This is a genomic window from Streptomyces nigra, from assembly GCF_003074055.1.
GTDB lineage: Bacteria > Actinomycetota > Actinomycetes > Streptomycetales > Streptomycetaceae > Streptomyces > Streptomyces nigra.
The window spans coordinates 6,009,513-6,033,860 of record NZ_CP029043.1; the positions used below are offsets into that span (position 1 = coordinate 6,009,513).

General features: G+C 72.6%; 21 protein-coding genes. 4 read left to right on the plus strand and 17 right to left on the minus strand.

Annotation, left to right across the window (positions count from 1 at the left end):
* Positions 1 to 185 precede the first annotated feature (185 nt).
* Entirely contained in the window at positions 186 to 1,643 is a 1,458-nt protein-coding gene (locus tag DC008_RS27735; RefSeq protein WP_108709292.1) for an NCS2 family permease, read from the plus strand.
* Positions 1,644 to 1,687: 44 nt separating this feature from the next.
* Positions 1,688 to 2,842 (plus strand): XdhC family protein, encoded by a 1,155-nt coding sequence (locus DC008_RS27740; RefSeq protein ID WP_108709293.1) that lies wholly within the window; start codon positions 1,688 to 1,690, stop codon positions 2,840 to 2,842.
* Here the strand turns inward: DC008_RS27740 and DC008_RS27745 are convergent.
* The 6 genes from DC008_RS27745 to DC008_RS27770 form a co-directional block, all read right to left on the minus strand.
* On the minus strand, positions 2,791 to 4,098 hold the full coding sequence (locus DC008_RS27745; RefSeq protein ID WP_235072288.1) for a lanthionine synthetase LanC family protein: 1,308 nt from the start codon (positions 4,096 to 4,098) through the stop codon (positions 2,791 to 2,793). The genes DC008_RS27740 and DC008_RS27745 overlap by 52 nt on opposite strands.
* Positions 4,099 to 4,164: 66 nt before the next feature.
* Complete coding sequence (locus tag DC008_RS27750) at positions 4,165 to 4,605, minus strand: SRPBCC family protein (protein WP_108709295.1); 441 nt, start codon at positions 4,603 to 4,605, stop codon at positions 4,165 to 4,167.
* Positions 4,606 to 4,656: 51 nt separating this feature from the next.
* Positions 4,657 to 5,433: a polysaccharide deacetylase family protein gene (locus DC008_RS27755; RefSeq protein WP_108709296.1), complete on the minus strand. Its 777-nt coding sequence runs from the start codon at positions 5,431 to 5,433 to the stop codon at positions 4,657 to 4,659.
* 126 nt (positions 5,434 to 5,559) lie between these two features.
* Positions 5,560 to 6,702 carry a PP2C family protein-serine/threonine phosphatase gene (locus DC008_RS27760; protein ID WP_208646006.1) on the minus strand — a complete coding sequence of 381 codons (1,143 nt, stop codon included), beginning with the start codon at positions 6,700 to 6,702 and terminating at the stop codon, positions 5,560 to 5,562.
* A gap of 110 nt (positions 6,703 to 6,812) precedes the next feature.
* Positions 6,813 to 7,571 (minus strand): IclR family transcriptional regulator, encoded by a 759-nt coding sequence (locus DC008_RS27765; protein WP_108709297.1) that lies wholly within the window; start codon positions 7,569 to 7,571, stop codon positions 6,813 to 6,815.
* A gap of 49 nt (positions 7,572 to 7,620) precedes the next feature.
* Positions 7,621 to 9,687 carry a SpoIIE family protein phosphatase gene (locus tag DC008_RS27770; protein WP_108709298.1) on the minus strand — a complete coding sequence of 689 codons (2,067 nt, stop codon included), beginning with the start codon at positions 9,685 to 9,687 and terminating at the stop codon, positions 7,621 to 7,623.
* A gap of 206 nt (positions 9,688 to 9,893) precedes the next feature.
* Between DC008_RS27770 and DC008_RS27775 the strand changes: the two genes are divergently transcribed.
* Positions 9,894 to 12,362: a SpoIIE family protein phosphatase gene (locus DC008_RS27775; protein ID WP_108709299.1), complete on the plus strand. Its 2,469-nt coding sequence runs from the start codon at positions 9,894 to 9,896 to the stop codon at positions 12,360 to 12,362.
* Here the strand turns inward: DC008_RS27775 and DC008_RS27780 are convergent.
* Together DC008_RS27780 and DC008_RS36095 are read right to left on the minus strand one after the other, a co-directional pair.
* Positions 12,334 to 12,561, minus strand: a complete 228-nt coding sequence (locus DC008_RS27780) for a hypothetical protein (protein WP_108709300.1) — start codon at positions 12,559 to 12,561, stop codon at positions 12,334 to 12,336. The two genes, DC008_RS27775 and DC008_RS27780, sit on opposite strands and share 29 nt — an antisense overlap.
* Before the next feature lie 354 nt (positions 12,562 to 12,915).
* Positions 12,916 to 14,244 carry a hypothetical protein gene (locus DC008_RS36095; RefSeq protein WP_244221427.1) on the minus strand — a complete coding sequence of 443 codons (1,329 nt, stop codon included), beginning with the start codon at positions 14,242 to 14,244 and terminating at the stop codon, positions 12,916 to 12,918.
* A 213-nt stretch (positions 14,245 to 14,457) separates the two neighbouring features.
* Between DC008_RS36095 and DC008_RS27800 the strand changes: the two genes are divergently transcribed.
* Positions 14,458 to 15,597, plus strand: coding sequence for a winged helix DNA-binding domain-containing protein (locus DC008_RS27800; RefSeq protein WP_244221428.1), 1,140 nt, complete (start codon positions 14,458 to 14,460; stop codon positions 15,595 to 15,597).
* 123 nt (positions 15,598 to 15,720) lie between these two features.
* Here the strand turns inward: DC008_RS27800 and DC008_RS27805 are convergent, their stop codons facing one another.
* The 9 genes from DC008_RS27805 to DC008_RS27845 form a co-directional block, all read right to left on the minus strand.
* Positions 15,721 to 16,503, minus strand: coding sequence for an enoyl-CoA hydratase/isomerase family protein (locus DC008_RS27805; protein WP_108709301.1), 783 nt, complete (start codon positions 16,501 to 16,503; stop codon positions 15,721 to 15,723).
* Positions 16,500 to 17,750, minus strand: a complete 1,251-nt coding sequence (locus tag DC008_RS27810; protein ID WP_244221429.1) for a cytochrome P450 — start codon at positions 17,748 to 17,750, stop codon at positions 16,500 to 16,502. Before DC008_RS27810 ends, DC008_RS27805 begins: the two co-directional genes overlap by 4 nt.
* 93 nt (positions 17,751 to 17,843) lie before the next feature.
* Positions 17,844 to 19,211, minus strand: a complete 1,368-nt coding sequence (locus DC008_RS27815; protein WP_108709303.1) for a cytochrome P450 family protein — start codon at positions 19,209 to 19,211, stop codon at positions 17,844 to 17,846.
* Positions 19,212 to 19,220: 9 nt separating this feature from the next.
* The gene (locus tag DC008_RS27820; protein WP_055619499.1) at positions 19,221 to 19,781 is read right to left on the minus strand and encodes a GTP-binding protein; all 561 of its coding nucleotides are present in this window, start codon (positions 19,779 to 19,781) and stop codon (positions 19,221 to 19,223) included.
* A 3-nt stretch (positions 19,782 to 19,784) separates the two neighbouring features.
* Positions 19,785 to 20,171 carry a DUF742 domain-containing protein gene (locus DC008_RS27825; protein WP_055619498.1) on the minus strand — a complete coding sequence of 129 codons (387 nt, stop codon included), beginning with the start codon at positions 20,169 to 20,171 and terminating at the stop codon, positions 19,785 to 19,787.
* Entirely contained in the window at positions 20,164 to 21,012 is an 849-nt protein-coding gene (locus DC008_RS27830) for a roadblock/LC7 domain-containing protein (RefSeq protein ID WP_208646009.1), read from the minus strand. The genes DC008_RS27825 and DC008_RS27830 overlap by 8 nt, the downstream gene beginning before the upstream one ends.
* A complete protein-coding gene (locus tag DC008_RS27835) occupies positions 21,009 to 22,148 on the minus strand; it encodes an ATP-binding protein (RefSeq protein WP_164492388.1) in 1,140 nt (379 codons plus the stop codon). Before DC008_RS27835 ends, DC008_RS27830 begins: the two co-directional genes overlap by 4 nt.
* Positions 22,149 to 22,721: 573 nt before the next feature.
* The gene (locus DC008_RS27840) at positions 22,722 to 23,369 is read right to left on the minus strand and encodes a LysE family translocator (RefSeq protein ID WP_108709304.1); all 648 of its coding nucleotides are present in this window, start codon (positions 23,367 to 23,369) and stop codon (positions 22,722 to 22,724) included.
* Between the two features lie 164 nt (positions 23,370 to 23,533).
* Positions 23,534 to 24,319: a S1 family peptidase gene (locus tag DC008_RS27845; RefSeq protein ID WP_108709305.1), complete on the minus strand. Its 786-nt coding sequence runs from the start codon at positions 24,317 to 24,319 to the stop codon at positions 23,534 to 23,536.
* Between the last annotated feature and the right edge of the window lie 29 nt (positions 24,320 to 24,348).

Below are 24,348 nucleotides of genomic sequence, written 5' to 3' on the forward strand. Positions count from 1 at the left end.
ACGGGTGGGCGCAACGGCACCCCGGCGCCGGGCACAGCACACTCCACGGCTCACCCCCGGCGCCGGCCAAGCAAGTTCCGCGTTCGTCTCGGGCCGTCCCCCGGGTCGTGCACCTCCCCAAATCCCGTGCTCCACCGCCGACGGCGGCCCACGGGTGCCCCTATGAACCTTGGGAGCAGGCCCACATGACCCAGCAGTCACTCGAGCCCACGGTCACCGCCGACGACGCGGGTGAAGGAACCCGCGTCCCGGCCGGCCGGTCCTGGCTCGACCGGTACTTCCACATATCCCACCGAGGATCCACGGTCGCGCGCGAGGTGCGCGGTGGCGTCACCACCTTCATGGCGATGGCGTACATCCTCCTGCTCAACCCGCTCATCCTGTCCGGAAAGGACGCGGCGGGGGACACCCTCGCGCAGAAGGCCCTCATCACCGCGACCGCGTTCGCGGCGGCCTTCACCACGCTGCTGATGGGCTTCTTCGGCAAGGTGCCGCTCGCCCTCGCCGCCGGCCTCTCCGTCTCGGGCGTGCTCGCCTCGCAGGTCGTCCCGCAGATGACCTGGCCGCAGGCCATGGGCATGTGCGTGATGTACGGCGTCGTCATCATGCTGCTGGTCGTCACCGGCCTCCGCGAGATGATCATGAACGCGATCCCGCTCGCCCTCAAGCACGCCATCACCATGGGCATCGGCCTGTTCATCGCCCTGATCGGCCTGGTGAAGGCCGGCTTCGTGCACCAGGGCAAGGCGACGCCGCTCAGCCTCGGCCCGGCCGGTGAACTGGCCGGCTGGCCCGTCCTCCTCTTCGCCGTCACCTTGCTCGCCATCTTCATGCTCCAGGCCCGCGGCGTCCCCGGCGCGATCCTGATCGGCATCGTCGGCGGCACCGTCCTCGCCGTCGTCCTCAACGCGCTCGACGTCATCGCCCCCGAGCAGTGGGCGGGCGGCGCTCCCGAACTGCACGGCAGCGCGGTGTCCATGCCCGACTTCTCGATCTTCGGCCAGGTCGAGTTCGGCGGCTGGGGCGAGGTCGGCGCGATGACCGTCGGCATGATCGTGTTCACGCTGGTCCTCGCCGGGTTCTTCGACGCGATGGCCACCATCATCGGCGTCGGCACCGAGGCCAAGCTCGCCGACGACAAGGGCCGGATGCCGGGCCTGTCCAAGGCGCTGTTCATCGACGGCGCGGGCGGCGCGATCGGCGGGGTGGCCGGCGCCTCCGGCCAGACCGTGTTCGTCGAGTCGGCGACCGGGGTCGGGGAGGGCGCCCGCACGGGCCTGTCCTCCGTGGTCACCGGCCTGTTCTTCGCCGCCTGCCTGTTCTTCACCCCGCTCACCGCGATCGTGCCGGGCGAGGTGGCGGCCGCCGCGCTGGTCGTGATCGGCGCCATGATGATGATGAACGCCCGGCACGTCGACTGGTCCGACCGGGCCACCGCGATCCCCGTCTTCCTCACCGTCGTGATCATGCCGTTCACGTACTCCATCACGGCCGGTGTCGCCGCCGGCGTCATCTCGTACGTGGCCATCCGCGTCGCCCAGGGCAAGGCCCGCGAGATCGGCGCCTTCATGTGGGGCCTGACCGCCGTCTTCCTCGTCTACTTCGCCCTGAACCCCATCGAGAGCTGGATGGGCGTCCACTAGCCGGGCAAGCCCTCCGCACACGACCGTCTCAAGGAGACCGAGAGATGCTGGACATCGCCGAGGAACTGCACCGGTGGGCCGGGCAGGGACGCGACTTCGCCGTGGCCACCGTGGTGGCCGTCGGTGGCAGCGCCCCCCGTCAGCCCGGCGCCGCGCTCGCGGTGGACGCCGAGGGCACGGCGACCGGCTCGGTCTCCGGCGGCTGTGTGGAGGGCGCGGTGTACGAGCTGTGCCGGCAGGCGCTGCGGGACGGCGAGTCCGTCCTGGAGCGCTTCGGCTACAGCGACGACGACGCCTTCGCGGTCGGCCTGACCTGCGGCGGCGTCATCGACATTCTGGTCACACCGGTCCGCGCGCAGGACGTCGTCCGCCCGGTCGTGGAGGCGGCACTGGCCGCCGCCGCGGCCGGCGAGGCGGCGGCCGTCGCCCGGATCGTGTCCGGGCCCGCCGAACTGATCGGCCGCGCGCTCCTGGTCCGCCCGGACGGCGGTCACGAGGGCGGCTTCGGCGGACACCCCGAGCTGGACCGCACGGTGGCGGCCGAGGCGGCCGCCTTCCTCGACGCCGGGCGCACCGGCACCCTGGAGATCGGCGAACAGGGCTCCCGCTGCGGGCAGCCGCTGACCGTGCTGGTGGAGTCCTCGGTGCCGCCGCCCCGGATGATCGTCTTCGGCGCCATCGACTTCGCCTCCGCGCTGGTCCGGGTCGGGGCGTTCCTCGGCTACCGCGTCACGGTGTGCGACGCCCGCCCGGTCTTCGCGACGAAGGCCCGCTTCCCGGAGGCCGACGAGGTCGTCGTGGAGTGGCCGCACCGGTACCTGGAGCGCACCGACGTCGACGCGCGCACGGTCCTGTGTGTGCTCACCCACGACGCCAAGTTCGACATACCGCTGCTGCGCCTCGCCCTGCGCCTGCCCGTCGCCTACGTCGGTGCGATGGGCTCGCGCCGCACGCACCTGGACCGCAACGAACGGCTCCGCGAGGCCGGCGTCACCGAGCTCGAACTGGCCCGGCTGCGCTCGCCGATCGGCCTGGACCTCGGCGCGCGCACCCCTGAGGAGACCGCCCTGTCGATCGCGGCGGAGATCGTCGCGAGCCGGCGCGGCGGCAGCGGGGTCTCACTGACCGGTGCGCACACGCCCATCCATCACGACGCCACGTCCCGGCCCGCGGCAGCCCGGATCGGGTCCGTGGCCTGAGCGCGGGCCACCGGCTGGTCGGGCCAGGCCACGGCGTACGCCGGGTCGCCGCCGCCCACGATCCTTACATGGCGCAGGAGTTCACGCACGATGCCCGCGCTGCCCGACGCCCAGCCGCACTCCGGTTCGAGGTCGCTCGGGGTGGCGCGGTGCTCCACGTTGGACCAGCGGGCGCCGTCGGCGTCCCGTACCGCGTGCGCGCCGAGCGTGGCCACGAGCGTACGGGCGAAGGCGGGGGAGTCCCCCCGCTCGGCGATCCGGTCGCCGGCGAGGGCCAGGACGCCCGCCGTGCCGCAGCAGCGCCCGTCGTTGTCCCAGAAGCCGGGGCGCAGCCGGCGCGGCAGCCCGGAGCGGGTGACGGTGCCCCAGCAGCGGTCGGCCAGCGCCGGCCACACCGGGTCGCCGGTCACGTCCCGCAGCAGCCGGAACACCTGGGCGTCACCGGCCGGGCCATGGCACCAGCCGTAGCTGTACCGCGGGGTGACGTCGGGGAAGTGCGGCGGGTCGGAGTGGGGGACGAGAAAGCCGTCGGGCCCGTCCTCGTCGCGCGCGACCACGTCGGCGGCCCCGGCGAGGGCGAGTTCGAGCAGATCGGACCGTCCGGTCGCCCCGCCGACCGCCGCCAGCCCGTACACGACGCCGAGCGTGCCGTGCGAGATGTGGTGCATCCGCCCCTCGACCTCGGGCCGGAAGGGCCACCGCACCCCGGCCGCCGTCGGCTCGGCCGTGCGCGCGTACGGCTCGACCGCCCGTACGGCCAGATCGTCGTCCCCGGCGAGGAGGGCGCCCAGGCCGATGCCCGCGTTGCCGCCCATGAGTTCGTACAGCTCGCCCCAGCGCTCCCCGTCGAAGTTCGCGGCCACCCGCTCCAGAGCGCGTGCGGCGGCGGCGCCGGCCCGGGCGTCGCCCAGCTGCGTGTGGACGGCCCGCAGGGCGAGCGCGATACCGGTGCGGCCGAAGTACAGGGAGTCGTCCTCCCATGAGTCGGCGAACCCCTCCAGGGCGCGGGCCGCCCGCACGGCGGTGTCCGCGTAGACGTCGTCCCCGAAGTGCCGCCAGGCCTCCAGGAGTACGGGGACGACCCCGGCCGTGCCGTTGTAGAGCATCGGGTCGATCGCCTCGTCCGACGGCCGGACCGGCCAGCCCAGGCCGCCGTCCTCCGTCTCCCGCCCGGTGCCGATCAGCCAGCGCAGCCCGTCCACGGCCAGCGCCTCGACCTCGCCGGCCGCCATCGGCCCGGCTTCCGCGTGGCTCATGCGATCGTCCCCCCGTCACCTCGGTCGGACCCCAACCATATGCAACGGCACGGACGTTGACCCGAGTCAGGGGGTGCGCAGCAGCCGGTTCATCGCCCGTCCGAACAAGTGACGGCCCGCCAGCCGCACCACACCGTCCAGCGCGCCCGGCACGAACCGGACGCGCACCTCCTCGTGCCACACGGCCCGGGTCCGGCCGCCGGGACCCGGGCGCACCTCGATCTCCGCCCAGCCGGTCATCACCCGGCCCCGCTTCTCCAGCCGGCACCGCCCCGGCGCCGTGTCGCCGGGCGGCTCCCACAGCGTGACGTCCATCGGGTCGTCGAAGCCGAGCGGGCCGAGCCCGGTGCGGGCGACGAAGCGGGTGCCCTCCCGGGTGGGCCCGGGGGTGAGGACCCGGATGCGGGTGAACGGGACGACGTCACCGTGGCGCGGCCACTCCGTCAGACGGCGCCAGGCCTCGTCGAGCGGGAGCGGGACCGTGCGCTGGAGGAGAAAGGTGGCCACGGGAAGATCCTACGGAACGCCCTCGCGCGATCGGCGCTGGTCACACCCGGCTCACCGGTACACCTCGCCGGGCTCGGCCTTGCCCGGGGCGAGCAGCTGGGGGACCGTCACGAACACATAGCCGCGCTTCTTCAGCCCGTCGATGATCCCGGGCACCGCCGGCACGGTGCCGTCGTAGAGGTCGTGCAGCAGGATGATCCCGTCGCGCTCGGTCTGCGCGAGGACGCGCTGCCGGATGAGGGCGGAGTCGTCGGTGCTGTAGTCCTTCGCCGTCACGCTCCACAGGACCTCGGACATCCCGAGCTCGCGGCAGATCTCGTGCACGGTGTTGTTCGTCCGCCCCTGCGGCGGGCGCATCAGGGTGGGGCGGTGCCCGGTGAGCGCCGCTATCTCCTTGTTGGGCCGCTCTATCTCCTCGCGTATCCCGTCGGCTCCCAGTTCGGTGAGCGGCTTGTGGTCCCAGGTGTGGTTGGCGACCTCGTGGCCCTCGTCGGCCATCCGCCGGACCAGTTCGGGATATCTCTCGATGTGCCGTTTGCCGAGCAGGAAGAAGGTCGCCGGGACCTTCTCCTCCTCGAGGATGTCGAGCAGCTTCGCGGAGTGCTCGCTGGGCCCGGCGTCGAAGGTCAGCGCGACGCACTTGGCCTTGCGGCAGTCGACGCTGCCGAGGGGGGCGTGGGCTCCGCTCTGGGCGCGCGCGGTGCTGGGGGACGTGGTGTCCAGACGGACGTACTGGTCGAAGGCCACGAGCGACGCCGCCGCCGTCACGACGGCGGCGGCGGACAACCACATCCAGGTTTTCTTCATCTTCTTGGGCAGTGAAGGCATGCCCGGACTATACACAGCATGTATACATGCGGTTCATAGTGGGGTGTCGACGGTCCGGACACGCGTGGCTCCGGGCATGCGTGTCGCCACCGCCAGGAGCGGGGCGGTGGCGAGGGGGGCTCGGTCTCAGGAGAAGCAGGTGCCCATGCGCCCGGCCTCCCGAGGGGCCGCGGGTGCGGGCGCGGGCGCTTCGGCGGGGACCGGCTTGCGCAGGAGGAGCAGGGCCGCGTCGTCGTGCAGATGCCCGCCGACGTGGTGCAGCAGCTCGCCGTGGAGCGCGGTGACGGTGTCCGCCGGGTCGTCGCAGGTGCGCCGGGCCAGTCCCTCAGCCAGCGGGTAGAACTCGCGGTCGTGGTTGCGGGCCTCGGTGACGCCGTCGGTGTACAGCAGCAGCTGGTCGCCGTCGGCGAAGGGCAGGACATGCAGGTCGGGCGTCTCGCCGGACAGGCCGCGCAGACCGAGCGGCGGGGCCGGCCGGTCCGGCTCGACCGGGACCACGGCCGAGTCCCGCACCAGCAGCGGCGGCGCGTGCCCGCAGTTGACCACCTCCAGCTCCCCGGTCCGCGGATACCCGGCGACCACGGCGGTCACGAAGTCGTCCGGCCCCAGGTTCCGCGCGAGGCTGCGCTCGATCCGGGCGACCACGTCGAGCAGGTCGGGCTCGTCGTGCGCGGCCTCCCGGAACACGCCGACGACCAGGGCCGCCGTCCCCACGGCCGGCAGCCCCTTGCCGCGGACGTCGCCGACGATCAGCCGCACGCCGTGCGGCGTGGACACCAGGGCGTAGAGATCGCCGCCGATCCGGGCCTCCGCCGCCGCGGCGCTGTAGCGCACCGCCACCTGGAACGGGCCCACCGTCGACGGCACCGGCTGCAGCAGGGCGTGCTGCGCGGCCTCCGCGACGGAGCGCACCGCCGCCAGAACCCGCTCACGGCGTCCGCGCAGCGCGCTGGTCAGCCCGCACGCCGCGGTGGTGATCACCAGGGCGGCCAGCGTCATGCCGAGAAAACGGCCCGGGACATGGTGATGGAGGCCGAGGGCCACCCCGAGAACGCCGGCGAAGAGCCCCCCGCACAGGACCGTGCGGGGCCCGCCGACGGTGGCGGCGAGCGCCGGCACCGTGGCGAGCAGGGCCACCCATGCCGTCTTCGAACCGCCCAGCAGGTCCACGAGCGCGAGCCCGGAGGCGATCAGTATCAGCAGTACGGCCGCGGCGACGATCCAACGCCGCGACCAGTGGTCAGGTCCGTTCTCAGGGGCCCGGCTCATTATCCGTCCGCAGTCCTCGTCTGTGCGCCAGGGCGAAGCACCCCAGAAACCTGATATGTCCTATTTATTAGGAAACCGGGCCGGGGTGGATCCGGGCAAGCCACGGGATTTCAGATAGTGAGCGACAGGCTCCGCGTCACCCGCTCCGCCGTCGGCAGCAGCAGCGCGGTGACGTCCTCCAGGCGCGCACGGCCGTCCGCCCGCAGCGACACCCCCAGCGAGCCGAGCGTGCCGCCGCTGTAGACGGGCACCGCGACACAGACCGTGCCGAGCGCGTACTCCTCCATGTCCGTGACCGCCGGGGCGATCGGCGAGGTGTCCAGCCGGCGCAGCAGCTCGGGAGGGTCGGTGATCGTCCTCGGCGTCAGATCGGCCAGGTGGTGCCGCGACAGGTACTCCCGGCGCGCCTCCTCGTCCAGCTCCCGCAGCACCGACTTGCCGAGCGCCGTCGCGTGCCCGGCGTCCTCGAACCCGACCCACAGATCGACCCGCGGCGCCCGCGGACCGTCCACGATCTCGGCGACCCGGATCTCCCCGTCCTCGTAGAACGTGAGGTAGGCGGCGCTCGACAGCTCGTCCCGCAGCGCGGCGAGCGCCGGACGCACGCGGCTGAGCAGGGTCTGCGCCCGGCCCGACGACCGCAGCGTCCCCAGCCGGTCGCCCAGCACGAACCCGCCGTCGTCGAGCTTGCGCACATACCCGTCGTGCACCAGCGTCCGCAGCAGGTGGTAGGTGGTCGCCAGCGGCAGATCGGTCTCCCGCGCCAGCTGCTTGGCGGGCGCGCCGTTGTCGTGCGCGCTCATGGCCTCCAGCAGCCGGAAGGCCCGCTGCACGGAGCCGATGAGGGTGGGACCGCTCGGAGCACCCATACGACAAGGGTGCGCCCCGCCGCATCCCCGGGCAAGGCGGGCCCGGCGGTCACACCATCCGGGCCACCAGCAGCGCCACGTCGTCGTGATCGTCCGGGTGGCGCAGGCCGTACAGGAGCAGGTCGCAGGTCTCCTCCAGGGGCCGGCGCGGCTCGTCCAGGAAGCCGAGCATCACATCCAGCCGGTCGTCGATGGAGTGGTGCCGCGTCTCCACCAGCCCGTCCGTGTACAGGACCAGCAGATCGCCCGGCACCAGCTCGACCGTGGTCGTCTCGAACGGCACACCCCCCACCCCCAGCGGAGCGCCCGACGGCAGCCGCAGCAGCCGCGGCGGCTCCCCGGGCCGGGACAGCGCGGGCGGCATGTGCCCGGCGTTCGCGACCTGGCACTGCCGGGTGCGCGGATCGTAGACCGCGTACAGACAGGTGACGATGTAGTGCTCCAGATCGCAGGTGATCTTGTCCAGGTGGTGGAGCACCGCGCCGGGATCGAGGTCGAGGTCCGCGTACGCGCAGGTCGCGGTGCGCAGCCGGCCCATGGTGGCGGCCGCGTCGATGCCGTTGCCCATCACGTCCCCGACGACCAGGGCGGTCTTGTCGTCCTCCAGCGGCAGCACGTCGTACCAGTCGCCGCCGACCTCGCTGGTCGCCTGCGCCGGCTGGTAGCGGGAGGCCAGCTCCAGACCCGTGTGGTGCGGCGCGTGGTCGGGCAGCAGGCTGCGCTGCAGGGTGAGCGCCGTGTTGCGCACGCTCTGGAACCAGCGCGCGTTGTCGATGGCCACGGCGGCCCGGCCGGCCAGCTCGAGGGCGAGGACCACGTCGTCCTCGTCGAACGGCACCGGATTGCGGGTCCGCTTCAGATCGAGCGCGCCCAGCACCTCGCCGTGCGCGATCAGCGGCACCGCCAGGTACGAGTGCACCCCCGCCCGCGCCAACAGCTCGGTGGCCTGCGCGTCCCGGCCGATCCGCGGCAGATCCGCCGCGCCCACGTGCCGCACCAGCACCGGCCGCGCCGTGTGCACGCACAGCGTGACCAGCCGGTCGCCCTCGTACGCGGCGAGATCACCCGGCGGGTCGGCGGCCCGCAGCGCGGGGCTCGGATACGCCGACTTCAGCGCGAGGGCGCGGAACAGCTCCGGGCCGTTCTCCGGCCGGCGGTTGCGGCGGCACGCGAGCGCCGCGTCCAGCACGTCCACGGCGACCACGTCGGCCAGCTCGGGCGTGGCCACGTCCGCCAGCTCGTCGGCGGTCCGCTCCACCTCGAGCGAGGTGCCGACGCGCGTCGACGCCTCCGCGATCAGCGCGAGGCGCCGCCGGGCCTGATCGGCCGCCGCGGCCGCCCGGTGCCGCTCGGTGACGTCGACGAACGAGATGGCCGCGCCCAGCACCCGCCCGCCCGGGTCCTCCAGCCGGTAGAACGACAGCGACCAGGCCCGCTCCTGATCGGGCTCGTCCGGCGGACGGCCCACGTGGTACTGGTCCAGCAGCGGCGTCCCGGTGGTGATCACCTGCCGCAGACACGCCTCGATGGTGTCGATGTCCGACAGCGGCAGCGTCTCCCGCAGCGGGCGGCCGACATGCTCGCCGGCCGGGGTGCTGTCGACCCGCTCCAGCGCCGGGTTCACCAGCAGGAACCGCAGATCCGGGCCGACGAGCGCGATCCCGATGGGGGACTGGTTGATCAGCCGCTCGCACAGCGCCAGATCCGTCTCGACCCGCTGGAGCAGCGAGTGGTCCGCCGCGATGCCGAGCGCGTACACGTCCCCGAGGTCGTCCAGCAGCCGCATGTTGCGGAACTCCGTCATCCGGGTGCTGCCGTCCTTGTGCCGCACCGGGAACGTGCCGGCCCAGCTCTGCCCGGTCCGCAGCACCTCCGCGAACAGCTTCGTCACCGACGGCAGATGCTCGGGGTGGATGAACAGCCGGGCCGCGTGCGTGCCGAGCGCCTCCTCGGCGGAGTAGCCGAACAGCTCCTCGGCCTGCGGGGTCCAGAAGACGATGCGCCCCTCGGCGTCCACCACCACCGCGGCCACGCTGAGCACGTCCAGCAGCCCCGTCGGCCGGGGCGGCTCCGCGCCGTGGCCGCCCGGTTCGGACTCCAGGGATCCGGCTGTCATCGCGGCGCCTCCTCCACCCCCGGTGACACCCCCGGTGGGCTCACCCGCCGCGGCCGCCCTCGCACACGGCGACGGCCGGGCCGGCACCTCCATGCTCCCTCCACCGCGCGTCTCGCGCACCGGGCGGGCCTCCCGTGCGCGACGGAGACGCAAGCAGGAACATGGGTCGTATGAGGACGGGACCGACGAACACCGCGTGAGGAGCCATGGACGCTCCGCGAGACAACCAGGACAGCCCCCGGGCCGAGGCCCTGCGGGAGCCCATCGACGCGGCCGGCGACGCCGCCGCCGTGGTCTCCCGGGACGGCCTGGTCATCGCCTGGACCCGGGCCGCCGAGGAACTGCTCGGCCTCCCCGCGGACGCGGTCGTCGGCACCCCCGGGCTGCGCCTGCTGGCGACACCCGGCGACCGGGCGCGGGCGGCCGCCGTCGCCGAACGCTGCCGGTCCGGCTCGGGCTGGAGCGGCCGGTTCCCGGTACGGCACCGCGACGGGCACCCCCTGGACGTCGACGTACGGGTCTCCCCGGGCTTCCGCGTCGGCCACGAGGAGTGCTATCTCGTCTCGGCCCGCGACCGGCCGCCGCAGTGGGTCGTCGGCGAGTCCGTGCTGAACGGCTTCCTGACCCGCTCGCCCGTCGGCATGGCCGTCCTCGACACACAGCTGCGCTACGTCTGGCTGAACGACACCCTGGAGCGCCTCGGCGGGGTCCCGCGCGGACAGCGGCTCGGCCGCCGCCTCGGCGACCTGCTGCCCGGCCTGGAGGCGGAGACCATCGAGGGCCTGATGAGCAAGGTCCTGGAGACCGGGTCCCCGGTCACCGACTACGAGTACGTGGGCTGGAGCTGGGCCGACCCGCACCGCCAGCGGGCCTACTCGACGTCGTTCTTCCCGCTCGTCGACCCCGACGACACCGTCAGCGGCGTCTGCTACGTGGTCCTGGACATCACCGAGCGGTGGACCGCCCGCCGACTGCTCACCCTCGTCAACGAGGCCGGCACCCGGATCGGCACCACCCTCGACGTGCTCTCCACCGCACAGGAACTCGCCGACTTCGCCGTACCCGCGTTCGCCGACTTCGTCGCCGTCGACCTGCTGGAGCCGGTGCTCAGCACGGAGGGACACGGTGCCTGGCTCACCGACGCCGGCCCGGTCCTCGTCGGGGCGGCGATGCGCCGGGCCGGACTGCGCTCGGTCCGCGAGGGCAGCCCGGAGGCCGCCGCGCAGGTGGGCGACCGGGTCGACTTCGTCCCGCCGCCGCACGACGAGCACCTCCTCACCGAGGGCGCCCCCGTCCTCATCCCGGTCCTCGACCCGTTCGACTCCCGGTGGGCCGCCGAACAGCCCCGCCGGGCGGCCAGCATGCGCGCCTACGGGCTGCACTCGCTGATCTGCGTGCCCATGCGGGCCCGCGACACCGCGCTCGGCCTCGTCACGTTCCTGCGCTCGCGCAACACCGCCTCCTTCCGGCCCGACGACGTCCTCGTCGCCCAGGAACTGGTGGACCGCACAGCGATCTGCGTCGACAACGCCCGCCGCTACACCCGCGAGCACACGGCCGCCGTCACCCTCCAGCGCAGCCTGCTGCCACAGGCCCTGACCGGCGGCACGGCCGTCGAGGTGGCCTCCGCCTACCGTCCGGCCGACCCCACGGACGGCGTCGGCGGCGACTGGTTCGACGTGATCCCGCTGTCCGGCGCCCGCGTCGGACTCGTCGTCGGCGACGTCGTCGGGCACGGCATCGCCGCCGCGGCGGCCATGGGCCGGCTGCGCACCGCCGTACAGACCCTCGCCGACATGGAGCTGCCGCCCGACGAACTCCTCGCGCACCTCGACGACCTGGTCCTGCGGCTCAGCGAGGAGCAGCCCGGGAACGGGACCGGCGCCGCCGACCGGGGCTCGGCCGGCTTCCTCGGCGCGACCTGCCTGTACGCCGTCTACGACCCGGTCACCCGGCGCTGCACGATGGCCCGCGCCGGGCACCCGCCCCCCGTCGTCGTGGCCCCCGACGGACAGGTCTCCTACCCCGAGCCGCCCGCCGGGCCGCCGCTCGGGCTCGGCGGGCTGGCCTTCGAGTCCGCCGAGATCGAACTCGCCGAGCACAGCCTGCTCGGGCTCTACACCAACGGCCTCGTGGAGAGCGAGACCGTCGACGTCGACAGCGGCATGGCCCGGCTGGGCGACCTGCTCGCCCGGCCGGACCTCGACCTCGACGCCCTGTGCTCGTCCGCCGTGCGCGACCTCGTGCCCGGGCAGCAGTCCGACGACATCGCCCTGCTGCTGGCCCGCACCCACGCCCTCGCCGCCGAGAACGTCGTCTCCTGGGACGTGCCCGTCGACCCGGCCGCCGTCGCCGACGTACGGGCCCGCGTCACCCGGCAGATGGCCGCCTGGCACCTCGACGACCTCGCCATGACCACCGAACTCATCGTCAGCGAACTGGTCACCAACGCCATCCGCTACGCCGAACCACCCCTGCGGCTACGGCTGCTGCACGACTCCCGGCTGACCTGCGAGGTCGCCGACGCGAGCAGCACCGCGCCCCGGCTGCGCCACGCCCGCAGCACGGACGAGGGCGGCCGGGGCCTGTTCCTGGTGGCGCAGCTCGCGCACCGCTGGGGCGCCCGCTACACACCCGAGGGCAAGATCATCTGGGCCGAGCAGGAACTGCCCTGACCCGTGCTCGGGGGCGGTCCGCCACCGGGGTGCCGCGCACCCCGGCCACCGCGACCAGCGCGCCGACCGCACACAGCGTCCCGGCGACCGGCACGGACGTGCGCACGCCGTTCATGAACGCCGCACGGCTGCCCTCGGCGACGGCCGCCCGCAGCTGTTCCGGCATGTCGGCGGTGACCGGGGCGACGCCCGTGGCCACCGCGTCCTTCGCCCCGCCCAGGCCCTCGGCCGCCGCCGCGGGCGCCCCGGCCGGCGTACGGATCCTTGCGACGGGGGTGGGGAGGCTCAGTGCTGGGGGCGCTCGGCGAGCTCGGTGAGGGCGGCGAAGGCGCCGAGCGCCGAACCGAGCGCGTCCCGCTGGCCGTCGGTGAGGGCACGCATCGCCTGAGCGAGGTGCCGGCCCATCAGTCCCGTGACCTCGGCCAGCCGGTCCGGTGAGGTCGCCGTCAGATGCAGATGCGCGATCCGCCGGTCCCCGGGCGGGGTGCGCCGGACGCGGGACGGCCGGGCCCGGAGTTCCGGACCCGGCCGCCGTCAGCCACAGCTCAGGACATCAGTCGCCGTGACCCTCGTGCCCGCCGTGCCCCTTGTCCTCATGCCCGGAGTGCTTGCCCTTGCTGGGCTTCGCGGGCTTGGAGGGGTGATCGGGCTTGGAAGGGTGCGCCGGCTTACTGGGGTGATCCGGCTTGACGGGCTTGCTGGGGTGGGCGGGCTTGGAGGGGTGGTCCGGCTTCGCGGGCTTGCTCGGGTGGGCCGGCTTGGAGGGGTGCTCCGGCTTCGACGGCTTCGCCGGGTGCGCGGGCTTGGCGGGCTTCGCCGGGTAGGCAGGCTTGGAGGGCTGCTCCGGCTTGGCGGGCTTCGCGGGGTACGCGGGCTTGGCCGGCTTGCTCGGGTATGCGGGCTTGGCGGGGTGGTCGGGCTTCGACGGCTTTGCCGGGTAGGCAGGCTTGGACGGCTTGCTCGGGTAGGCGGGCTTCGCCGGGTGGTCGGGCTTGGCGGGCTTGGCGGGGTACGCCGGCTTCGCGGGCAGCTCGGGCTTGGCGGGCTTCGCGGGGTACGCGGGCTTGCTGGGGTGGTCGGGCTTGGCGGGCTTCGCCGGATAGGCGGGCTTGGCCGGGTAGTCCGGCTTCGCGGGCTTGCTCGGGTACTCGGGCTTCGCGGGCTTGGCGGGGTACGCCGGCTTCGCCGGGTGGTCGGGTTTCGCGGGCTTCGCCGGGTAGGCAGGCTTGGCGGGGTACTCAGGCTTGGCAGGCTTGGCCGGGTACGCGGGCTTGGACGGCTGCTCAGGCTTGGCAGGCTTCGCGGGGTAGGCAGGCTTCTCGGGCGTGGCCGGATGCGCAGGCTTGGCCGGGTACTCAGGCTTCACCGGCTTGGCCGGATACGCGGGCTTCTCCGGCGTAACCGGGTGCGCGGGCTTCTCCGGGTGAACCGGCTTCGCGGGGTGCGCCGGATACTCGGGCTTGACCGGCGTGACCGGCTTCGCCGGATGTGCGGGCTTGTCCGGATGGACAGGGCGCTCGGGCTTGCCCGGGTACTGCGGCTTGTCCGGGTGAACGGGGTACTCCGGCTTCGCCGGGTGCACCGGCTGTTCCGGCTTCCCCGGCTGTTCCGGCTTGGCTGGGTGCCCCGGCTGCTCGGGCTTGGCGGGGTGCACCGGCTGGTCCGGCTTGCCCGGGTACTGCGGCCGGCCCGGCTGCGCCGGGTGATCCGGCTTCGCCGGGTGCGCGGGCTGCGGCCCGTGGGCCGGCGCCGGCGTGGCGGCGTACGGCGCGTCGTGGTCATCGGCATGGGCGGCACCCGTACCGCCCAGGGCGGCTGCGGCGAGCGCGGCTGCCATGGCGGCGGGCGCCAGGACGGATCGCCATCTCGGCGGTGTCCTCATCTTCCACTCTCCTCGACTGTGTTCAGGGCCTCGTGACGGCGGGTCAGCACCAAGAGCCGGATAGTGGAATGAATAGGAAATCGGCTGATATGAATAACGCCGAGGCGGTCAAAGGCCACCGAATGACGTAGCCCGGCACCGCCACTCGGCCCGGCCCGCCCCGAGCCCGCATTAGGACACAGTCCGTCCTCGATCCTCCGTACCCTGCGGAGCATGACGAAGCGGCGGACCTCCACCACGACGAAGGCGGCGACGACGATGAGCGGCACGGACCCGGTCCTGAGCACCCGCGCCCTCAACCGCGCCACGCTGGCACGGCAGTTGCTGCTGCGCCGCTCGCCGCTGTCCGTCCCGGAGGCGGTCACGCATCTGGTCGGCCTCCAGGGGCAGGAGGTGAAACCGCCGTACTACGCGCTCGCCGCCCGCCTCGACGGGTTCACCCCCGAGGCGCTGTCCGCACCGCTCGGCGACCGGTCGCTGGTCCGCATGGTCACCATGCGCTCCACGATCCACCTGCACACCGCCGCCGACGGCCTGACGCTGCGTCCGCTCGTGCAGCCCGCCCGCGAGCGCGAGATCGGCTACTTCCGCAACGGCCTCGTCGGCGTCGACCTGGACCGGCTCGCCACGCTCGCCCGTGACCTCGTCGAGGACGAGCCCCGCACGATGAAACAGCTGCGCGAGGCACTGAGCGCCGAGTGGCCGGACGCCGACCCGCAGTCGCTGGCCGTGGCCGCCCGCTGCCGGCTCCCGCTGGTCCAGATCACCCCGCGCGGCCAGTGGGGCCGCAGCGCCCAGGTGTCCCTGACGACGATCGAGCACTGGCTGGGGCGCCCGGCCGAGCCCGCCGCCTCCGCCGACGACACCGTCGTGCGCTATCTGGCCGCCTTCGGGCCCGCGTCCGTGAAGGACCTGCAGACCTGGGCGGGTCTCACCCGGATGCGCCCCGTCTTCGAGCGGCTGCGGCCCCGGCTGGTCACCTTCCGGGACGAGAACGGCGTCGAGCTGTTCGACCTGCCCGACGCCCCGCGCCCCGACCCGGACACCCCGGCGCCGCCGCGCCTGCTGCCCGAGTTCGACAACCTGCTGCTCTCCCACGCCGACCGCACCCGGCTCATCCCGCCCGCGAACCGCGGCCGCACCTGGCAGGCGAACACCTTCTACTGCCCGCTCCTGGTCGACGGCTTCCTCGCCGGGGTGTGGCGGGTCATCGGCGACGCCCTCGTCATCGAGCCGTTCACCGACCTGAGCCGGGCCCGGCGCACCGAGGTGACCGAGGAGGCCGAGCGCGTCCTCGGCGTACTGCACGCGCAGGAGTCGTACGACGTCCGCTTCGGGACCGTCATCGCCTGACACACACGCGCGCCCCCGGTCCGGCCCCCGGGACGGAGGGGCCGGACCGGGGGCGCGGGTTCCGGCTAGGGTCTTTCGTTTGGATCGGGCCGGACCCCGCGGGCCCGGCATGATCCAAACGACCTAGGGGCGCGCGGCGGGGGCGGTCAGCCTGGCCGTGAGCAGGTGCGAGTCGAGCAGGGACACATCGGCGGTGCGGTCGGCGCGGGCGTAGCCGGCCAGCATCCGCTTGGTGAGGACGAGCGCCTCCGGCTGTCTGCGCAGGAGCGGGTTCACCCAGGAACGGACGACCTGGTCCAGCGATTCGGCGGGGGAGGTCCGGTGCACGAGGCCGAGCCGCTCGGCGGTGGCCGCGTCGAACAGCTCGCAGGTGAGCATCAGTTCACGGATACGGGCCGCCCCGGCCTCGGCGACGAGACGGCCCATGGCCCCGCCCCAGGCGGGCGGCAGTCCCAGCCCCACCTCGGGCATACGGAACCGGGTGGTGTCGGCGGCGGCGCGCAGATCGCAGTAGGAGGCGAGGGCGAGTCCCGCGCCGACGACCTTGCCGTGCAGCCGGGCGACGGTGACGACGTGGGTGGTCTCCAGCGCCTGGCAGAGCCGGTGGGCCTTGTCCGCGACGCGCCGCAGCTCACCGCCGCTCGGATCGCCGGCCAGCGCCGCCTGGTACTCCGTACGGTCGGCGCCCAGACAGAAGTCCGTGCCGTCGGACGACAGGACGAGGACGCGGAGGTCGGGCCGTTCGTGCAGGCCGTCGAGGACGGCGAGGAGGTCGTCCAGGGCGGCGACACCGAGCGTGTCGTCCCCCCGCTCGGGGTTGAGGCGTACGTGCAGGACCGGGCCGTCCTCGTCGACGGCCACGGCCTTCAGCGCGCGGGGAGTGAGGGGGGAGGGGGTGTCGGTCATGCGAGGGCGACGTCCAGGTTCGACAGGCGCCTGAAGGCCACCCGGGGCTCCCATGTGGGGCGCCGGGCGAGCGTGAGGCGGGGGAGACGGCTGATCATGTGGTGGAGCAGGGTCTGGGCCTCCAGCCGGGCCAGGGGGGCGCCGAGGCAGTAGTGGACGCCGTTGCTGAAGGCCAGGTGGTCGGAGCGGGCCCGCTCGGGGTCGAAGCGGTCCGGGTCGGGGTGGCGGGCCGGGTCGCGGTGCGCCGCGCCGACCATGAGGTGGACCATGGCGTCCTTCGCGACCTCGACGCCCCCGACAACGGTGTCGTGGGCCGCGACGCGACTGATCACATGGGTGGGCGGGTCGTGGCGCAGCGTCTCCTCGACGAAGGCGGGCACCAGGGTGGGGTCGGCGGCGAGCAGGTCCCGGCGCAGCGGTTGCTCCAGCAACCGCAGGGCCATGGTCGACAGTAAGGTCGACGTGGTCTCCAGCGCCGCCAGCAGCACGAAGAGCGCGAGGAAGTACACGGACTCGTCGGCCCGGTCCCGGTCGGGTTCCAGGGTGTCGAAGGTGTGGATCCACAGGGACACGGGGTCGTCGCCCGGCTGCTCGCGGCGCCGGCGGACCAGGTCCATGAAGTACGCGCGCAGTTCGGCCGTCGCCGCGTCGGAGCGGGCCAACTGGCTGGCCGTGGGCAGGAGTTCCTGCGTGAAGACCTGCTCGTGGGTGAGTTCGCGCAGCCGGGGCCAGTCGGCCGCGGGCACGCCGAGCCAGTCGCCGATCGTGGCGACGGGCAGTTCCTCGCTCACGGTGGCGACGAAGTCGGCGGTGCCCTCGTGCAATTGCTCGGTGAGGGACAGCAGGAGGCGGTCGGTGGTCTGGCCGACCGTGCGTCCGATCCGCTCCAGGGTCTTGCGGCCGAACGTTCCTGCTGCCCTGCGTATTCGGGTGTGCTCGGGCGGGTTGAGCGCGGGCAGCGTGTTGCTCATCTCCTGCGAGGAGGGAGCGTTCCAGCGGGTGCCCGCGCCCTGCTGGTCCCGCCAGCGCTTGTCCGGCTCGAGCCAGTCACGCGAGCGCAGGATCTGGTCGCACAGGTCGAAACCCGTGACGAGCACATTGCCCCAAGGGGCGGGTGTGACAGGGCCCATGGCCCTGAGCCGGGCGTAGTAGGGAAAAGGATCGGCCTGCCCCTCCGCCGTCCGAAGACGGGCGAAGAGGCTGACGGCCGAACGACGGTCGTGCGACGGGCGAGCGTCCACCACCACGATGGCGGCTCCTTCCTGGGAGATCAGCCGCCATACGTACCCATGCGGTGATTGAAGCATCCACTTGTGGAGGTCAGGTGACGGTTACCTTCGTCACTCGCCACCGAGCCAGGCACGGAAACGCGAGAACAGGCCACGCGGGTGGGCGTGTTGGGCGGCTGGCCGGGAATGAGCGGTCCCGGCGTGCTGCGGGACGGAAACGGTGGGCTGAGGCGCGGCCGGACGAGCGGATTCGGCCGGGGCCGGACCGGCCGGACGCGGCGTGAACCGGACGGGAAGGGACGCCAGCGAACGGCTCCACGGCCCCTCACCCCACTGCAGGTCCTTGAACGGGACGCGCGTCTCCAAGTCCGGCAGCCCGTTCAGCAGACACTCCACCGCGCTCACCGCGATCATGAACGCCGGGTCCTTCGCGGGGCACGCGTGCGGACCGGCGCCGAACGCCAGATGGGCCTTGGCGCTGAGCTGCTCGCGGTGCTGCGCCAGCTTCGGATCGGTGTTCGCGGCCGCGAAGGAGATCAGGACGGGGTCGCCCGCCCGGAGGATCCTGCCGCCCAACTGGACGTCGTGGGTGGGGTAGTGGCCCGCGTAGTTGGCGATCGGCGCGAAGTTCCACAGCGTCTGCGCGACCGCGTCCTCGACGGGCAGCGCGGCCTGCGCGTCCTCGCTCAGATACAGGGCCGTGCTGGTGGCGATCGCGGCGGCCAGCGGGGCCGTACCGCCGGACAGCAGCGTGACGAGCTGGTGCAGGACCTCCTCGTCGGTCAGACGGGCCTGATGCTGCATCAGCTGGGTCGTCAGGTCCTCGCCGGGCCTCCGGTGCTTGAGGGCGATCAGCTCGGCGAGCGCCGTCCCCAGGACCTCGTCGGCTCCCTGCGTGCCCTGGAAGATGCCGCTGATGCCGGCGATGACCCGGTCGCCCAGCTCGGGCGGGCAGCCGAACAGCTCGCTGAAGACCAGCAGCGGCAGCGGCATCGCGTACGCGGACATCAGCTCGGCCTGCCCGAACGAGTCCCCGCTGAACTGGCTGATCAGATAGTCCGCCGACTGCTGCACCTTGCGGCGCAGTTGCAGCTCGTTGACGGTGGCGAGGCTGTCGACGACCGCCTGCCGCAGCCGCGCGTGCGCGGCGCCGTCGCTGAACAGGGCGTTCGGGCGGTAGCCCATCATGGGCAGCGCCGGGCTGTCCGCCGGCACCCGCCCCTCGTTCAGGGCGTTCCAGCGCCGCGAGTCACGGACGAACGACGCCGGGTTCTGCAGGATGTACAGCGCGGCGTCATAGCTGGTGACCAGCTCGACCTCGACGCCCGGCGCGATGTCGACCGGCGCGCTGGGGCCGAGGGTGCGCAGATGGCCGTACGTGGCCTCGGGGTCGGCGGCGAACTCGGGACCGTACAGCTGCGCGTTGCCGTGCGCGGGGCACCCGGCGGGTATGCCCCGTGAGGCGTGGGGTTGTTGCATGGCGAGCTCCTAGTCGAGCAGGGACATGAGGTGCTGCACGAGGGCGATCAGGGCCTGGAGCGCGGACTTCTGGTCGCGTACGTCGCAGGCCACGACCGGGGTGTCCGGGTGCAGGTTCAGCGCCTCGCGGACTTCGTCGAGGGGGTACGTGGTCGCCCCCTCGAAGTGGTTCACGCCGACGGCGTAGGTCAGGCCGAAGCGCTCGACCAGGTCCAGGACCGGGAAGGACTCGTCCAGTCGCTGCGGGTCGACGATGAGGAGCGCGCCGAGCGCTCCGCGGGACAGCTCCTCCCACATCTCCTTGAAACGCTCCTGACCGGGCGTTCCGAAGACGTAGAGGACCAGCTCGTCGCTGAGCGTGAGCCGGCCGAAGTCCATGGCGACCGTGGTGGTCGTCTTGTCGGGTGTGCGCGACAGGTCGTCGTAGCCCACACTCGCCTCGGTGATCTCCTCCTCGGTCTGCAGGGGCTCGATCTCGGAGATGTTGCCGATGTAGGTGGTCTTTCCGACTCCGAAGGGCCCTACGACGAGGACTTTCACCGAGCGCACGTCGTCTGCGTCCAGGTACACGGGTTACGCTCCGATGTTCTTCAGGCCTTCGAGGACGGCACTGAGCAGTTCTCTGTCTTTGTTGTCGGCCCGCGGGGCGGGCTTTCTGACGAGGACGAGACCGCTCTCCTCCAGCTGTGCCAGGAGGATGCGCACGATGCCGAGCGGCAGGTGCGTGCGGCCGGCGATCTCGGCCACGGCCAGCATGCGGTTGGCGACCAGATCCATGATCGCCTGCTCCTCCGGTGCGAGGGTGCGGGCCGTGGCGGCGGTGTCCATGTGGGCGGTCACCAGGGCGGTGCGCTCGTACTGCTGGTCCGGCGGCAGAGCGCGGCCGTTGGTGATCACGAAGAACGGCACTAACGCGGAGGTCAGTTCCACTTCCGGGTCGGAATCGTGTGCGTCAGACATCGCTCGGCGCCTCCTGTCGCGGCATGCGCTCCTCGGTCAGCCGGGGCACCACCTCGCTCAGGCGCGTGGTGAACTCCTCGATGTCGGTGTCGTGTTCGGCCGCGGCGGCCAGCAGCCGGCCGTGGTCACCGGCGATCAGGAAGATCCAGCCGTGCTGGAACTCGATGACGGTCTGCCGCCACTCCGCGCCGGCCTGGATGCCGGCGAACTGGGAGGTGACCCGGCTGTAGGCGTGGATGCCCATCATGGCGGCGGAGATGGTGTCGACCAGGTCCCGGTCGATCCCGCTGGTCGCCCCCAGGGGCAGGCCCTCCGCGCCCAGCAGCACCGCGTGCCGGGCCCCGTGCACTCCGGAGATCACCTCGTCGAGGTCGGCGAGGACCGTGCCGGTCCGGCCGCCCTGCTCCGACCCGTTGGAGGCGCCCGCCCCGTGCAGGGACGGTTCCTCGGCGTCGACCCGCGGCGGGGTCGTCAGATTGTTGCCCAGCCGGGCGACCAGCCGGTGCATCCGGAAGGAGATCTGCTGGATGTCGACGTCGAGCTCCGCTGCGGCGGCCAGATAGGCCCCCTGGCCGGCCCCGATGAGGAAGATCCACCCGTGCGAGAACTCGATGATCGTCTGGTGCCACTGCGGGTCCTGCACCGGCTCGATGAAACGGGCCGCGGCACGGCTCAGTGCCTGCATGCCCGCCATGGCGGCCGAAATGGTCCTGAGGTCGTCGTCGACGAGACCCTGGGTGGCCCCCCGCGAGATGCCGTCCGCGGAGAGCAAGACGGCGTGCCGTGCCTTGGGCACATTGGTCACGATGTCTTCGAGCATCCACGACAGGTCGGTGGTCATGCGTCTTGGGGCCCTTCAGTGGCTGCGGAATCGAACGTGCGGCCCGAGATGGTGCCTCGTTGCAGGGCGCCCAGAGCGCCCCGGCTGCGTCCGGAGACGCGTCCGGTGTCCTGGGCCGTCCGGGACGGCTGCCGCTGGTCCTCGGGGGCGGCCGCCCGGGACACGCGCTTGGGCAGACCGTGCACGGTGCGCGGCCGGCTCGGCGCGGACTGGTCGTCCCGCACGATGCTCACCGGCGCCGGAGCCTCCTCGACGGGGGCCGGCTGCTCCTCCGTCCACAGCTCCTCGGGCAGCAGCACCACGGCGCGGACGCCGCCGTACCGGGAGATGCCCGTGACGTCGACCCGGAAGCCGTACTGGCGGGCGAGCAGGCCGATCAGGGGGAAGCCGAACTTCGGCTGGTTGCCGAGCTGGGAGAGGCGCGGGACGAAGTCGCCGGACAGCAGGGCGGTGGCCCGCTGCCGCTCCTCGTCGTTCATGCCGACACCGGCGTCGTCGATGACGATGCACAGGTTCTTCTGGATCCGCTGGAACGTCACCTCGATGGGAGCGTCCTGCTGGGAGAAGCTGGCAGCGTTGTCGAGCAGCTCCGCCACCGCGAGCGCGACCGGGGAGACGGCCGACGCCTTCAGCGCGAAACCGGTCTGCTGCATGATCTCGACGCGGCGGAAGTTGCGGATCTGCCCCTGCGCGTTGCGCACCACGTCGTACACGCTGCCCGGCCGGTTGCGGCGGCCGGCCGGCGCGCCGCACAGCACGGCGATGCCCTGCGCCTTGCGCTGCATCTGCGCGTTGGCGTGCGTCACTTCGAGAAGCTCGGCGAGCACGGGGTGGTTGCCGTACTTGCCCTGGATGCCCTCCAGGACGGTCATCTGCTCGGCGGCGAGGCTCTGCAGGAAGCGGGCGGAACCCTTGAGGACCGCCTTCGTGCTGTCCTCGGCGGCCTCCTCGGCCTGCCGGATGGTGGTGTCGAACTGATGCTTGTACCGGGCCAGTTCGGCCTGCACCGAGGTGAGGTGGCCCTGTGCGGTGGCGAGTTCGGTCTTCAGCGCCTGCTCGGCCTGCTGCTTTCTCCTCCCCAGGGCTCTGTTGCGGACGACGAGTGCCACGATCGCTGCGACGGCTATCGCCGTCATCGCAACCAGGCACCACGCAAGCGCGTCTCGAGACATGGAAACCTTTCCCGGCGCATGAAATGCGGACGTAGACGGATAACTCCCCCGCGAGTACGCACCCACGACAAACCATGCCGCCTACCCGAGCTGTGTGGCTGCTGAGCGTGCGGACCTCAAGTCAACGCTTGAAGTAAGTGGATCAAGGTCGCAGATGCGGGGATGCTATCACCGGCGCGACAGCCCTCGAAGAGCGTGCCACCGTTCCTCCGCAAGGCCAACACGCCTTCTGTGAACGGAAGTTGCCCGCTGTTCAGCGAGGCGGGTTCATCGGTGGTGGAGTACGCCGGCCGGCTGGGATGTGACGGTCCGACAGCGCGGTTCCTTCCGGGGCCGTCGGCTCGCCCGCCCTACGGGCGGCCGGGTGCACGGGTCCACAGCGACTCCTTCGCGATGGGGTCTGGAGGCGACTGTCCCCCCGCGCGCGGCATGACGCCACGTCAGTCTGCCGAAAGTACGATGATCGTAACAGGTTTCACGCTGTGTGTGTGCCCGGGCACAGCCGCCGGGCGGAGCCGAATACCCGTCTGCCGGCGGTCAGTCGGCGCGGCCCGTCACCGCTACCGTCACGCCCAGGCCGATCATCGTGCAGCCGCCCGCGCCGCCTATCAGGGACAGGCGGCGGTCGGAGCGGGCGAACCAGGTGCGGGCCGCCGAGGCGGTCACGCCCCAGAGGGTGTCGGTGACCAGGCCGATGGTGATGGGGACGAGACCCAACAGCAGCATCTGCAACGGCACATGACCGGCCGAGTGGTCCACGAACTGGGGGAGCACGGCGGCGAAGAACACCACGCCTTTGGGGTTGGTGACGCCGACGAGCGCGCCGTCCAGGAGGGTGCGCAGATCGCCGCGCGCCGGCTCCTGCGACCGGGTGTGGATCGTGGACGCCTTCAGCTCCTTGCGGTGCCGGAACGCCTGTACGCCGAGCCAGACCAGATAGGCGGCACCGGCCAGCTTCACCGTGAGGTAGACGGTCACGGAGCGCTCGACGAGGGAGCCGATCCCGACCGCGACGGCGACCACCAGCAGATACGAGCCGACGACATTGCCGAGCGCGGTCGCCACGGCCGTACGGCGTCCGTGCGCCAGGGCGCGGCCGATGACGAACAGGACGCTGGGTCCAGGAATCACGATCACCAGCAGCGACATCGCCGCGAACGCCAGCATCCGGTCGGTGGACACCATGACCTCACCCCCACATCCCTGTCAGTGGCTCATTCAAACAGGAGCCACTGACGACGGACCAGGCCCGTGACGGGCCGGGGCGGGCCGGGGGGCCGGGGAATGGACAGGGGGCGTTGCGGGCCGCTCGTGGAGGCCCGCAACGCCCCCTGGTCTTCGGGTCCCGGCTAGGACCGGACCTGGTCGGTCACCTCGGCCGAGAACGTGGTCAACCGGGTGTAGACCCCCGGGTACCCCGCCTGGGCGCAGCCCTCGCCCCAGGACGTTATCCCTGCCAGGACGCCCCCGATGAGCAGGGGACCGCCGCTGTCGCCCTGGCAGGAGTCGACGCCGCCGGACGTCTTGCCGGCGCAGACCATGTCGGAGGCGACGAAGTCCGAGCCGTAGGAACCGGCGCAACTCGAGTCGGACACCGTGGGCACGGTGGCCGTACGCAACTGGTTGGAGGAGCTGCCGCCCGAGGACGTGGTGCCCCAGCCGAGGATGCGTGCGCTGGCGCCGGCCGCGTACACCCCCGTGTCCGAGGAGCCGACGTAGGAGGCGGTGGTGTACGGCATGGATGTCGACAGGGTCAGCACGGCCACGTCGTCACCGCGGGTGGCGGTGGTGTAGTCGGGGTGGACCCAGATGTCGCTGACCTTGGCGACCGTTCCGTCGCCGCCGTTCAGGTAGGTGCGTCCGCCGACGACCCGGATGCCGGACGGGGTTTCGCCGGCCATGCAGTGGGCGGCGGTGACGACCTTGGTGGGGGAGACCAGCGTCCCCCCGCAGAACTGGTTCTGCGAGGCGTCCGTGATCTGCATCATGAACGGGTACGCGGACGTGGTGGTCGTGGTCCCGCCGACGATGCGGGTATCGGCCTCAGCGGTGGGTGCGCTGAGCAGTGCGGCCGCCGCGGCGGCCGCCGCCGCCGTGACGACGGCGGTCCTTCTGGCACGGGTGAGCCCGGACAAGGAGACTCCTCGGTGGGGGGATGAGCCGG

Bases quoted from the DNA above. Each gene is read 5' to 3' on its own strand.
- DC008_RS27735 (WP_108709292.1), top strand. From the start codon at position 186: ATGACCCAGCAGTCACTCGAGCCCACGGTCACCGCCGACGACGCGGGT.
- DC008_RS27740 (WP_108709293.1), top strand. From the start codon at position 1,688: ATGCTGGACATCGCCGAGGAACTGCACCGGTGGGCCGGGCAGGGACGC.
- DC008_RS27745 (WP_235072288.1), bottom strand. From the start codon at position 4,098: ATGAGCCACGCGGAAGCCGGGCCGATGGCGGCCGGCGAGGTCGAGGCG.
- DC008_RS27755 (WP_108709296.1), bottom strand. From the start codon at position 5,433: ATGCCTTCACTGCCCAAGAAGATGAAGAAAACCTGGATGTGGTTGTCC.
- DC008_RS27760 (WP_208646006.1), bottom strand. From the start codon at position 6,702: ATGAGCCGGGCCCCTGAGAACGGACCTGACCACTGGTCGCGGCGTTGG.
- DC008_RS27765 (WP_108709297.1), bottom strand. From the start codon at position 7,571: ATGGGTGCTCCGAGCGGTCCCACCCTCATCGGCTCCGTGCAGCGGGCC.
- DC008_RS27770 (WP_108709298.1), bottom strand. From the start codon at position 9,687: ATGACAGCCGGATCCCTGGAGTCCGAACCGGGCGGCCACGGCGCGGAG.
- DC008_RS27775 (WP_108709299.1), top strand. From the start codon at position 9,894: ATGGACGCTCCGCGAGACAACCAGGACAGCCCCCGGGCCGAGGCCCTG.
- DC008_RS36095 (WP_244221427.1), bottom strand. From the start codon at position 14,244: ATGAGGACACCGCCGAGATGGCGATCCGTCCTGGCGCCCGCCGCCATG.
- DC008_RS27800 (WP_244221428.1), top strand. From the start codon at position 14,458: ATGACGAAGCGGCGGACCTCCACCACGACGAAGGCGGCGACGACGATG.
- DC008_RS27805 (WP_108709301.1), bottom strand. From the start codon at position 16,503: ATGACCGACACCCCCTCCCCCCTCACTCCCCGCGCGCTGAAGGCCGTG.
- DC008_RS27815 (WP_108709303.1), bottom strand. From the start codon at position 19,211: ATGCAACAACCCCACGCCTCACGGGGCATACCCGCCGGGTGCCCCGCG.
- DC008_RS27825 (WP_055619498.1), bottom strand. From the start codon at position 20,171: ATGTCTGACGCACACGATTCCGACCCGGAAGTGGAACTGACCTCCGCG.
- DC008_RS27830 (WP_208646009.1), bottom strand. From the start codon at position 21,012: ATGACCACCGACCTGTCGTGGATGCTCGAAGACATCGTGACCAATGTG.
- DC008_RS27835 (WP_164492388.1), bottom strand. From the start codon at position 22,148: ATGACGGCGATAGCCGTCGCAGCGATCGTGGCACTCGTCGTCCGCAAC.
- DC008_RS27840 (WP_108709304.1), bottom strand. From the start codon at position 23,369: ATGGTGTCCACCGACCGGATGCTGGCGTTCGCGGCGATGTCGCTGCTG.